A 13,114-nucleotide genomic window follows, 5' to 3' on the forward strand; every position below is an offset into this window, starting at 1 on the left:
TTAAATCGCATTCATTTTTTATGACCGATTTAAAAAATCACAATAATTAAATAAACAATAAATACAGATGAAAAACAGAGGATTTATCGTGTTTATGACAGCCATAGTCACATTATTATGTGTCTATTATTTGTCATTTACCTTCGTTTCAAACGGCATAAAAGAAGATGCCACAGAACAAGCCACAGATGAGGCTGGAAATATTGACTATGCCAAGAGACAGAATTATTTAGATTCCGTTTATAATGTTCCTGTTTACAACCTTTTAGGAGTAGAATTCACCTATAAGGAAGTTCAGGATATGGAGTTAAACTTAGGTCTGGATTTACAAGGCGGTATGCACGTAACTTTGGAAGTGTCTCCGGTGGATATCATAAAAGGCTTAAGTGGTAATAATGAGGATGAAGCATTAATTAATGCTTTAGAAACCGCAAGAGAAAGACAAAAAACAAGTCAAGGTTCTTTTGTAGATTTATTCTATCAAGCTTTTCAGGAAGAAAACCCTGACAAAAAATTAAGTGAGTTCTTTGCGACTTCCGCTAATAGGGATAGAATTAGCTTTCAGACAGATGATACTGAGGTTTTAAGGATTATTCGTTCTGAGGTTGATGATGCAATTGATCGTTCTTTCAATATCTTAAGAACAAGGATAGATAGATTTGGTACTTCTCAACCCAACATCCAAAAATTAGAAAATACTGGTAGGATTCAAATTGAATTACCAGGCGTTGACAATCCGGAAAGAGTTAAGAAACTATTGCAAGGTGTTGCGAAGTTGGAGTTTTTACAAGTAGTAGCAATCAATGAGGTTTCGGAAGCACTTACAGCAGCCAATGAAATTTTAGTAGCAGAACAAAAGGCCAATCAGAAAAATGAATTGGGTTCAGATGATTCAACTGAAGCTTCAGAAGAAGAAAGCGGAAACTTGGCTGATCTATTGCAAGATGATGAGGCTGATACCACTGCAGTTGAAGGAAAAGAAACGGATACAGCTGACGCTAATCTTGATTCATTGGAAAATGCTCAAAACGTATCACCACTTTTCAGTTTAATCAGAAGCCAAAACGGATTAATTTATGAAATTACGGATACGGCTAAAATCAATGATATTATCCAAAGAGAAGATATTCAAGCGCTATTTCCTAGAAACACAAGGCTTCTATGGGATGTGAAGCCAAGAAAATTGGATGATGGAACGGAGTTATTGGAGCTTTATGTAGTCAGAACTCAAAGAGGAAACCAAGCTTTACTAACTGGTGAAGTGGTTAACGATGCCAGACAAACTTTTGACGAAGTAGGTCAACCAGCAGTTGATATGAGCATGGATCCAACTGGAGCTAGAAAATGGGCGAAAATCACAAGAGAAAACATCAATAATAGAATTGCGATTGTTTTGGATAATTATGTTTATTCAGCGCCAGTGGTGAACAGTGAAATCCCTAATGGGAAATCCATCATTCAAGGTAATTTCACGATGGAAGAGGCTAAGGATTTGGCAAACATCTTAAAAGCTGGTTCACTACCTGCTCCAACCAGAATTGTGGAGGAAGCAATCATTGGCCCAACTTTGGGTAAAGAAGCAAGAGCTCAAGGTATTATTTCCATTGTGGCTGGTTTGGGTATGGTATTAATTTTTATGATAGCCTATTATGCCAAAGGTGGTTTAATTGCCAATATTGCCTTGGTATTCAACATCTTCTTTATTTTGGGAATTTTAGCACAGCTGAATGCGGCCCTTACACTACCAGGTATTGCAGGTATTGTGTTAACGATCGGTATGTCCATTGATGCCAACGTTCTGATTTTTGAGCGGATTAGAGAAGAAATGCGAGCTGGCTCTCCATTATTAAAAGCCATTACCTCTGGTTATGAAAAGGCTTACAGTTCAATTGTAGATGCCAATGTAACTACCTTCTTAACTGGTGCCATCTTATATTGGTTGGGTCAAGGGCCTGTTAAAGGATTTGCTATTACCTTAATGATTGGTATTGCTTGTTCATTCTTCTCAGCAGTTTTCATCACCAGAGTAATTGTAAGCTGGATGAGCAAAAAGGGAGATCAAAGCAAAATTTCATTTGCTACTCCTTTCTCTAAAAACTTATTGAGCAATATTAATTTCAACTTTATGAGCAAAAGAAAAATGGCTTATATCGGATCAGGAATTGTGATTGCAATCGGTATTGTTCTAATGGTAACCAAAGGATTGACTTTAGGTGTTGATTTTACTGGAGGCCGTTCTTATATCGTTAGATTTGCAGAGCAAGTAGAGACTACAAGCTTGAAAGTAGCTTTAGATGGAAAATTAGAGGATGCAGGGACTGAGGTTAAAACTTACGGTGCCAATAATATCCTAAAAGTGACGACTTCTTATTTGGTTAACGAAGAATCCACAGAAGCGGATATTGAAGTAAAAACTAAAATCATTGATGGAATTGCCGAAGCAACTGGTATGAAATACGTGGAAGATGAAACTGCTGTTGATAATTCCAATTTCACGATCAGTGGCTCTTCCAAAGTTGGTGCAACCATTGCGGATGACATTCGAAATTCTTCACAAGAATCAGTAATATTTGCCTTGATCGCAATCTTTATTTATATCCTAATCAGGTTTAGAAGGTGGCAATTTGGTTTAGGTGCTGTCGTAGCCTTGTTCCATGATACCTTATTTGTATTGTCGGCATTTGCCATTGCAAAACTGCTTGGATTCTCATTTGAAATCGATCAGGTATTTATTGCGGCAATTTTGACCGTAATTGGTTACTCTATCAATGATACAGTGGTTGTATTTGATAGGATTAGAGAGACCTTAGGCATCAAATCTAAAGCATCCAATGTGGAGACTTTCAATACTGCCATTAACAATACCATCAGTAGAACATTAATGACTTCCGTTACTACTTTAGTGGTAATCTTAATCTTGTTCATCTTCGGTGGAGAGGTACTAAGAGGATTCTCATTTGCTTTGTTGGTGGGTATTTTAGTAGGTACTTACTCTTCCATCTTCATTGCAACTCCTGTTGTGTTGGATTTAGCTAAGAAAAAGAAAAAAGCTGTTGAAGCTTAATATAATTATAATTTAAAATTAAAAGCCGAATCGGAGCAATCTGATTCGGCTTTTTTATTGAAATAGTTTTCTGGTTTTACAATTTCCTTAACTCAATCAATAACTTAAAATCGTCAAAAAAATCATCCCAATAAGTGCTAAAATTGCATAAAGTGGTAACATAAATTTCAAATACTTATCATATCCTATTTTTACTAAGCCTAAGGAAGCCAAAACCAAGCCCGTTGGGTTTATACTGTTGAATAATCCATTCCCTAATTGATAAGCATTTACAATGACTTCTCTTCCAATATTGACATTATCAGCCAAAGGGGATAGAATTGGCATGGTTAAAACCGCCATACCCGAACTTGAAGGAATGAAAAAGGTCAAGCCTTGGTAAATAAAGAAAAGCACATTCACAAAAAGACCTTTATTCATGCCCATTGTCAATTCACTTGCATAAAAAAGAATGCTATCGCTGATCAGGCCATCATTCATCAGGATGGTGATTCCCCTTGCTAAGCCAATGATAAAAGCCACTCCCAACAAATCCCCTGCACCTTGTAGAAAGGAATTAATAAATTCATTTTCTTTCATTTTGGCAATAAAACCAATCACAATAGCTCCGGCAAAAAAGACCGTGGTCATTTCTATAAACCACCAATCCCACTGAGAAACTCCCATAATCATGATAACAAAACAGGCTGTAAAAATGAGTAGGATAAGTCTTAGTCTTATGGTCAGCCTAACAATATTTCCTTCACTTGCTTCTTTTATGTATGATAATGATTTTGTCGCACTGGCATCTACTAATGAATTAGCAGGATTTCTTTTCACTCTTCTGGCGTAAATTAATATATAAGCAATAGTGACGGTCATACAGACTATATAAATAATCATTCTTCCATCCAACCCACTCGTCCAACTGATTCCCGCGGCATCAGAAGCAATGATGGTGGCAAATGGATTAACGGTACTGCACATTACACCTATGGCAGACCCCAGGAAAATACTTGCCAAACCGACCATAGAGTCATAACCCGCTGCAATGAAAATGGGAATTAAAATTGGGTAGAAAGCCAGTGTTTCTTCAGCCAAACCAAAAGTACTACCTCCTAAGGAAATAAGTAAAGTGGTAAAAATAATCAGTAAAAATTCCCTTCCTTTCAAAGCTTTGGAAAGCCAACCCATGCCCGCATTGAAAGCTCCGGTTACGTTCATAATACCTATCAATCCACCAATAATCAATACTAGAAAGATAATATCAGCTGCTTCGATTATCCCTTTGATAGGTGCCGACAAAAAAGCAATAAATCCCTGAGGGCGTGAAGGTAACTGCTGATAAGTATTGGGGATACTAATGGGTTTGTAGATGGCACCGCTAGTGAACTTTTCCAGTGGAATTTTAACGTTTAAATCTTCCAAACTTTCTTGAGAAGCTTTGACATAATAAGTGGAATCTTGGCTTTCAATTTGAAATTGGTCAGAAGTGGCTTGATAACTTAAGGAATGATAACTCCCAGCAGGAATTAGCCAAGTTAGCAGGGTTACTAAAGCCGCAATTATTAGAAGAATGCTTTGTGCCGCAGGGAATTTCATTTATGATGTTCAATTAGTGAGGGCACAAATATAAGAGGATTCGGAATAAACTAAACTTTCGTATTCATTATTCTGCTTTTATTGATTAGGGTTCACGCAAAACCCTATCCATCTTTTTGCCTTTAGCCAATTCATCCACTAACTTATCTAAGTATCTCACTTTTTGAGTTAATTCATTCTCTATTTCCTCTACTCTATAGCCACAAATCACTCCTTTAATTAGTTTAGCATTTGGATTTAAATTGGCCTTTTGAAAAAACTCTTCAAAAGTGACTTTAGCTTCCACCATTTCTTGTTGCTGATTTTTATCAAACCCAGTCAACCACTCAATTACATTGTACAATTCAGCTTTTGTTCTTCCTTTCTTCTCCACTTTGGTCACATAATGCGGATAAACAGAAGAAAAGGTCATTTTCGCCATTCTTTCATCATGTTCGGGTGTGGTTTTCATGGCTTTTGTATTTTTTATCCATTAAAATTTAATAAAACTCTTTGATCATATTGACACTGAATATGTGAAAATCCAAAAGCTGATATAAATACACAGCTTTTGGATTCATAATACAGCTCTTGATTAATCTTTTATTCTTTTATCTCTTCCAACAAAACTTCAACCGCCTTTTTAAGTTGACTATCTTCCCCAATAACTAACTCTCCAGGCATATTTTTCACTTTTACATCTGGTTCAAACTGGAAGTTTTCCATATAATTCCCTTCCATATCTACCACACCCACTTGAGGGATACCAAACACAATATTTGGATTAATTTGTGTTTCCCACCAAACGGCAGTTGCTGTACCAGGTACAGGCATTCCGATTGTTTTACCAATATCTAACGCTCTGTAAGTTACTGGAAAGAAATGTGCATCCGAATAATTTCCTTCACCAATAATTACTGTGGATGGTTTTTGCCATTTACCTTGCGGTTCTGAACCAATATATTGTCCTCTTGGTACTAATTTCACATATTGCTCCCCATTCAATAAGGTGGCTAAATCATCATGTAACCAACCGCCACCGTTGAATCTAGTATCCACAATTATTGCTTCTTTATCATTATAACGACCCAATAATTCAGCATACACTTCACGGAAGCTTGATGAATTCATACCTCTGACGTGAACATAGCCTAATCTGCCATCAGATAATTCCTGAGTGGCTTTTTTACGGGACTCTACCCATCTATCGTAGCGTAAGTTATATTCCTGACCAAAACTTATCCCTTTAACTTTTACTGTTTTGGTATTGCTACCATCCTTAATTTCTAACACAATGTCTTTACCTACTTTGTGATTTAATAAAGGATAGTAATTTTCGTCTGCGGCAATACTCTCCCCATCAATTTTAGTGATGATCATGCCAGCTGTAATATCCTGATCAGCAAGTGAAAGTGGAGATTTATTGATTACTTCTTCAATTTTGATTCCTGCTCCAGTGTAATTCCAATCCGGATAAATTCCGAGAGAGGCAGTTTCCGTACCCTCATTATTTCGGTGATAATAACGGCAACCAGTATGCGAGCCATTCAGCTCCCCTAATAATTCAGACATCATTTCGGCAAAGTCACGGTCATTATTAATATGTGCTAATTTAGGTTCATAATCAGATTTCATTTGATCCCAAGCGACTCCATGTAAATCTTCCTTATAGAACTTTCTTAAAACCTGACGCCACATATGCTCAAATAAATAAGCACGTTCCGCTTCTTCATCCAAATACATTTCGGCTGTAAAACTTATTGGTTTACTATTTCCTGATTTCGTCTCCACTTTATAAAATTTACCTCCCACCATTAGGTATAAATTATCCCCTTCTTTATCTAAAGCAAGTGAAGCTCCGCCTCCTTTAAAATTACCAATGGTTTTGGTTTTATTCTCACGAATATCTAATTGCCAGAGGTCGTAGCTATTATCTCTGCTTGATATGTAATAGAGCGTTTCTCCATCAGGAGAGGCAATCATATCAGAAATAAAAGAAGATGATAAGGTTAGTTTTTCAACCCGATCTTCTAAATTATCCCACTCTATACTTATCTCTTTTTGTTCGTCTTGGTCAGATTTTTTCTTTTTACTCTTCTTGTCTTCCTCTCCTTCTTCCTCCTTCTGGTCTTTCTGCTGCTCTTTCCACAAATCATATTCATCCTTGCTCATCTGCGCATTATCATAAGCTTCTTTGGTGAGATACATCGCATAAGCATCTCCTGTAGAACCCCAACTACCGTGAGATCTAAACCCTTGCTTATCGGAATAATATAACAAGGCTGTTCCCTCATTGATCCATTTTGCACCAGCCTCAGTATATCCGCTTTCCGTTACATTTTTAATTTCTTGAGAACCATCTGCCTTAACCAGACCAACTTCAGATACCCAACGTTGCTTTTCAATGAAATCTACTGTAAACCATTTCCCATCTGGAGACCATGCATAGTACTGATCGCCATCGGAATAAGAATAATTTTTATCGCCTCCTAAGACCATTCTGCTTTCACCTGAAGTCAGATCTAATACTTTTAAAGTAGTACGATTACTTAAATAGGCTACTTCTTTTCCGTTCGGTGAATATTTTGGCTGGAAAGTTTCATTAGTATCAGCTAACAAGGTTTTCTCTTCTAATAGTGAGGCCCCATAAAAATAGGGTTCTTCCTCGTTTTTAATGCTTGTTTCATATAAATTCCAACTACCATTACGCTCTCCGGCATAGACTAATTTCTTTCCATCCGGATGAAAATGTACCGATCTCTCTTGCTCAGGGGTATTGGTAATACGCTTTGTCAGACCCGTTTCTGTTCCTGTAACAAATACTTCACCACGTACAATAAAAGCGATTTCTTTGCCATTTGGTGAAAGTGCCATTTCACTTGCTCCCGAATTGATTTTCTTCAATTTCTTTACTGTTGCCTGCTCATATGGAATCCTTATTGCTTTTTTCACGGGGTCTTCCCCTTCTTTTTGTGTATATATTTCACCATGGTAAGTGTAGCAAAGCGTTCCATCTTCTGAGCTACTTAAAAAACGTACTGGATGAGTATCAAAAGAGGATATTTGAGAAGGCAAATCATCGCTTCCGGGCTTTAATATCCAAACATTAAAAGTTCCAGATCGCTCGCTTAAATAAAAAATACTTTCCTGATCAGCTGCCCAAATAGGATTTCTATCTTCTCCCTCAAAATCTGTTAGCTGTTCATGGCTTTGATCTGATGTGTTATATAACCAAATATCACGCGCAATAGCCGAAGTATGATGTTTCCTCCAATAATCTTCATAACCCTTTAAATCCATGTATAGCCATTTGCTATTATCTTTTTTAACTTCTACATCATCTAAAGGTAATGGTATCTCCATTTGAGGCATTCCACCTTCTATGCTAACACTATACAATTGAGAAAACCTTCCATAAGGAAACTGCACGTTTTTCGCGTTCATCTTTCTTCCTGAGGTAAATAAAATGGACTGACCATCAGCTGTAAAACTTTGAGGGATGTCATTTGCGGAATGAAAGCTCAGTTGACTTGTTTGTCCATCATCTGTGTTATGGAGATATACATCATAGTTGCCTTGCCGATCGGAAGCAAAAGCAATGTATTTTCCATCAGGCGACCATACAGGCTCATATTCATAACTTTCGTCAATACTTATCGGAATAGCAAGACTTTGATTTTTTTCAACATAATACAAATTTCCTTTGTAACTAAAAGCAATCTTATTGCCATCAGGGGAAATTTTAGCATATCGCATCCATTTTGGAGTGGACTGACCTATAGCGCCCAGACTATAACAAAGCATAATTAATATTAAACTCTTTTTCATATTAGTAGATTTTTTCTCAAGTACACTTCAATATAATTAATTTTTATAGTTTCCGAGCATTATCTTTATCTAAGCAATCTTATAGATTACAATAATGATTGCTTTTTAATATAAAAAAATAGCCAAGCATTGGTTTCCTTTAAGCATTAACTTTAATTTTGAAGAAAATTTAGCATCATGTCCGATAGATATAACCAACGCGGGGTTTCTGCCTCTAAAGAAGACGTTCACAATGCCATCAAAAACTTAGATAAAGGACTTTTCCCTCAGGCTTTTTGCAAAATTGTACCTGATCACCTAACTGGGGATGAGGAATATTGCACCATTATGCATGCAGATGGAGCTGGCACCAAATCTTCCTTGGCTTATATGTATTGGAAAGAGACTGGTGATATTTCGGTTTGGAAAGGCATTGCACAAGATGCGATCATCATGAATATTGATGATTTGTTATGTGTGGGTTGTACTGATAAAATATTGTTATCCTCCACTATAGGAAGGAATAAAAACCTAATTCCAGGCGAAGTCATTTCTGCCATTATTAATGGAACAGAAGAGGTTTTACAAATGCTGAGAGATAATGGCGTGAACATCATCAGCACGGGTGGTGAAACAGCAGATGTGGGCGATTTGGTAAGGACAATCATTGTAGATAGTACAGTGACCGCTCGAATGAAGAGATCAGAAGTGATTTCAAATGATAATATTAAAGCCGGACATGTGGTAGTAGGCTTTGCTTCTTATGGCCAGGCTACTTATGAAAATGAATATAATGGCGGAATGGGCAGTAATGGTTTGACTTCAGCACGTCATGATGTATTCAGCAAGGAATTGATGGCGAAATATCCAGAAAGTTTTGATCCTTCTGTTCCCGATAATTTAATCTATACGGGTTCTAAAAAATTAACCGATAAAGTAGCAGGAGTAGATTTGAATGCTGGAAAATTAGTTTTGTCTCCTACCAGAACTTATGCTCCCGTTATCAAAAAAGTATTGGAAGAATTGCCCGGCAAAATAGCTGGCATCGTGCATTGTAGTGGTGGAGCTCAAACCAAAGTACTTCACTTTGTAGAAGGCTTACATATCATAAAAGATAATTTATTTCCCACTCCTCCACTTTTCAAAATGATCAAAGAAGAATCCGGAACGGATTGGAAAGAGATGTATAAAGTTTTCAATATGGGCCACCGAATGGAGCTTTATGTGGATGAAAAGGATGCAAAATCGATCATCGACATCTCTAAATCATTCAATATTGATGCTCAAATCATTGGTAGAGTGGAAGCTTCAGAGCAAAAACAGGTGACGGTGATAAGTGAGTATGGGGAGTTTGGTTACAATTAATAATTTTTAGTTTTATGCCAAACTAAGAACTCAAAATAAACCAATACCACAATCACGATTATTTCCCCGATAAAATAGAGAAGGCCTAAAATGGTGAGTTGAGGATAGAATGTGATAATCAGAACGGTAGTCGCTAGGCAGTACAATAAATTGGCGATGGCAATCGCTTTCAAAAATGGCTTCCAGTTCTTTTTTAAGAACACAAAACAACTGATAGAGTAAACACAAAAAATTAAAGCTACCCCAGCCAAAGTAAATAATATGTCCAAGGGCATGCCTATATACTCTTGGAAATTCGTCAGGACCACGCCTATTAAAATTGTGGTGAGCAATGCTCCTAAACTATCTAGTAGGAAAATTTTAGTAGGTCTTATCAGTATTCTATCAATCATTGTATTTACATAATATTTTTGCCTAGGTAAAAATTAAAGCCAGAGTAAAATAATGAATATCAAACTACCTTCTTCATCATGATATCCGTTTGTTCTTCATCCCCTAATACAAAAATATGCTTATCAAAAGCTTCAAAACCTACTTTTTCATAAAACCTTATCGCTTTTGGGTTCTCTTCCCATACGCCTAACCATACAAAATCAACTTCTTTTTCCTGGGCTATTTTAATGGCTTTCTCATAAAGCGATTTTCCAATTCCACTTCCCTGAAACTTCTTTGAAACATAAATCCGCTGGATTTCCAAGGTATTTTTATCATGCAGTTCAGTTTGTGAATCACCGAAGTTTACTTTTAAATATCCCACTATCTTGGAATCATAGCGGGCAAAGTAAAATGTAGCATATTGATCCTTTAATTCAGATGCTAGTTTATCAATTGAAAATTCCTCTTCCAAATACCGCATCATATTCTCCTCTGTATTGCCCGAGGAATAGGTTTCCATGAAAGTCTGTTTGCTGATTTGTTGCAGTAGCTCAACTTCATTAATCAATACCTTCCTTATATCTAAATAGCCCTTTTCCAATATTTAAAATACTAACCAATAAAATAAATTGTATTACACTAATCTAGTGATTCAAACTCGATAAATTCATATTCAGGAGTGCTTTCAAACAAATGTCTTAAAATTGAGGCGTGCCCATTTCCAATAATGATTAAAATTCTATCTTCAGTTGTGGCATCGATTTCTTGAATCTTTCTGAAAATTCTCAAATTTCTGTTGTACCACCAAATAGACAAAATATCTGCTCCCCTAGTATTTCCTAATTTAAAATCACCTACCAAATAAGCACCATAACCCAAATCATGATATTCCTTTGAATTTAAATATTTAAAATATTCTAGTAAATTAAGTTTAGAGGGCAGACTATCATCATATCCTATTAGGTCATAATACATTTGCATGTACTGATCTTCACTTTTAAAATCATAATCCTTAAACAATGCTTGAACATAAGAGGAATCTACTTCCTGTAAATCCTTATCAAAAGACTCAGCATCAATATTATAAAGCGTATCCAAACCTAATTCGGTAGCTAATCTCATCCCTAATTGATATCTTTCATCCCTTTTATTTCTAAATTCTCCCTTTTTATATCTTTTCAGCTTTTCATTGGCATTCCAATTATCATGCGCTTCAATGGCGATCTTGGTCGGCTTGTACTTCTTAATATAACCTACAAGCTCTGTAACTTCAGATTTTTTCGGTTCTTCCAAAACATCAATTTTATTTTCATCTTTGGATTTTACTGCGTCCAAACCCGGATAGTTAAAATGGAAAGTGCCTACAAGCAAGACTTGTTTTCTTTCTTTTGGGAAAAAGGAAGAAGGTTTTCTTAATTCAAAATTTTCCTGAGCAAAGGAAAAATTACTACAAAATATGAAAACGAATAAATACAATAATTTTTTCATCACTTTTTTAGATATGATGCATTAACAATATTGAAGGTTGCTTCATAAAGCATTAATATCTATTTGTTTGCTTGCATATTCAAGTAAATTTTCCCCCTTTTTTCCAAAACAATAAAAACCTATCCCAAGAATTTTATAAGGCTGATTACATAAGGGTATTCACCATCTTTTTGCCAGAAGAACTCAGGCTTAGGTAAAAGCTTGATGGGCTTTTTTTTTAAGGAAATCAATTATTCGGCATCTGGAATCTATATGATTTATTTAATAAAAACCGCTTTCCACCTAAGAAATGCTTTTCTTTCAACTCCATCATCCTCCACCAAGCCTGTATCTCTCCATATCCTCCCAAGGTCTTTAACTTCCTCAGGAAATGTTTCCCAAAGTGCGTCAAAATCTCTGTGGGCCCACCAAATGATATATTCGTAATCGTGGATTTGCGCCTGCGTTAATAATGTCTTCAGATAATCCTCTTGTTCGGATTCATTGCCTGAAATAAACAAATCCAAGGATTCTACAGATAAATCTTCTGCCAAATGGCTTGTTTCTGCTATGGCAATCGGTTTTTCAATCTTTTCGTGCAAAAAGTCGAATGCTTTCATAAAGTCTTGCTCTGACTTTAAGCCTTTAAAAAACGGATAAAAACTAATCGATACTAAATCCATAGTGTTAGCATAATTAGCTATTTCTTCAATAAAACCATCTGGATTAGGAACATCTGGCTGGTAAAAATTGTGCAAAGTAATTGACTCTGAAATTTGCAGTGTGGGAAATTCCTCTTGAATTCTCTTTCTAATATTGGCCATTAGCAATTTATAAGCCTCCCATTTTTCAGGGGCATTTTTCAATAATTCGTTCACCTCTATGGCCAACAACAAATAATCAGGATTTAATTGCTCAGCTATATAATGTAAGTGCTTAAAATAAGCATCTTCAATTTCTTTATCATTTAAGGCCATATAATCCGGTATGCTTCCGTCATAATCAAAAGCCAATTCATCTCTTGAACTATTCAATAAACTTACAGAAACTGTGAGTTTGGCATCAGGTATTTTCCTAGAAGCTCTAGACGCTATATCATTTGTAAATTTAGCGGGTAATGACAAATCATTGATCCATGCATTCCAAGGTATATTGGAATCAATATGTTCTGAATAGATATCCCCATTTACTCCAATGAAGTCATAAGTATTTTCAACAGATGCTACAGTAGAAGCGTAGGGCCAAGTGCTGAAACCCATTTCAAAATTCCTGGAGTCGAACTCACAGAAAAACTCCTCATTCTCACAGTCTGCTAGGGGATTATTATTTTCAGTATTGCATGAGACGAAAAGTACCATGAAGATGACTATCAAAAATAGATTTACGTTAAAATTCTTCATCCTTTTAAATCTTAGACTACATTTATCTCCAATTCAGTTCCCAAGGCCTTTATTTCACCTTGAAGTTAGCAAAAGA

Annotated in this window: 9 protein-coding genes; 2 read left to right on the forward strand and 7 right to left on the reverse strand. The window is 36.1% G+C overall.

Annotated elements, in window-relative coordinates; translation table 11 throughout:
- Positions 1-67 precede the first annotated feature (67 nt).
- Positions 68-3,064, forward strand: coding sequence for a protein translocase subunit SecDF (gene secDF / locus ACFE0M_RS12165; protein WP_434546040.1), 2,997 nt, complete (start codon positions 68-70; stop codon positions 3,062-3,064).
- Positions 3,065-3,160: 96 nt separating this feature from the next.
- Here the strand turns inward: secDF and ACFE0M_RS12170 are convergent, their stop codons facing one another.
- From ACFE0M_RS12170 to ACFE0M_RS12180, 3 genes are all read right to left on the reverse strand, one after another.
- Positions 3,161-4,645 (reverse strand): YfcC family protein, encoded by a 1,485-nt coding sequence (locus ACFE0M_RS12170; protein WP_434546041.1) that lies wholly within the window; start codon positions 4,643-4,645, stop codon positions 3,161-3,163.
- 85 nt (positions 4,646-4,730) lie between these two features.
- Positions 4,731-5,096: a DUF2200 domain-containing protein gene (locus tag ACFE0M_RS12175; protein WP_434546042.1), complete on the reverse strand. Its 366-nt coding sequence runs from the start codon at positions 5,094-5,096 to the stop codon at positions 4,731-4,733.
- A 131-nt stretch (positions 5,097-5,227) separates the two neighbouring features.
- The gene (locus ACFE0M_RS12180; RefSeq protein WP_434546043.1) at positions 5,228-8,452 is read right to left on the reverse strand and encodes a S41 family peptidase; all 3,225 of its coding nucleotides are present in this window, start codon (positions 8,450-8,452) and stop codon (positions 5,228-5,230) included.
- 177 nt (positions 8,453-8,629) lie between these two features.
- Here ACFE0M_RS12180 and ACFE0M_RS12185 point away from each other — a divergent pair, with 177 nt between their 5' ends.
- On the forward strand, positions 8,630-9,796 hold the full coding sequence (locus ACFE0M_RS12185) for an AIR synthase related protein (RefSeq protein WP_434546044.1): 1,167 nt from the start codon (positions 8,630-8,632) through the stop codon (positions 9,794-9,796).
- Here the strand turns inward: ACFE0M_RS12185 and ACFE0M_RS12190 are convergent.
- The 4 genes from ACFE0M_RS12190 to ACFE0M_RS12205 form a co-directional block, all read right to left on the reverse strand.
- Entirely contained in the window at positions 9,793-10,188 is a 396-nt protein-coding gene (locus ACFE0M_RS12190) for a hypothetical protein (RefSeq protein WP_434546045.1), read from the reverse strand. The two genes, ACFE0M_RS12185 and ACFE0M_RS12190, sit on opposite strands and share 4 nt — an antisense overlap.
- 59 nt (positions 10,189-10,247) lie before the next feature.
- A complete protein-coding gene (locus tag ACFE0M_RS12195; protein ID WP_434546046.1) occupies positions 10,248-10,772 on the reverse strand; it encodes a GNAT family N-acetyltransferase in 525 nt (174 codons plus the stop codon).
- A 38-nt stretch (positions 10,773-10,810) separates the two neighbouring features.
- The gene (locus ACFE0M_RS12200) at positions 10,811-11,659 is read right to left on the reverse strand and encodes a DUF5694 domain-containing protein (protein WP_434546047.1); all 849 of its coding nucleotides are present in this window, start codon (positions 11,657-11,659) and stop codon (positions 10,811-10,813) included.
- 257 nt (positions 11,660-11,916) lie between these two features.
- Positions 11,917-13,038 (reverse strand): glycosyl hydrolase 53 family protein, encoded by a 1,122-nt coding sequence (locus ACFE0M_RS12205; RefSeq protein WP_434546048.1) that lies wholly within the window; start codon positions 13,036-13,038, stop codon positions 11,917-11,919.
- Positions 13,039-13,114: the final 76 nt, after the last annotated feature.

This window comes from Marivirga sp., from assembly GCF_051117495.1.
Taxonomy (GTDB): Bacteria; Bacteroidota; Bacteroidia; order Cytophagales; family Cyclobacteriaceae; genus Marivirga.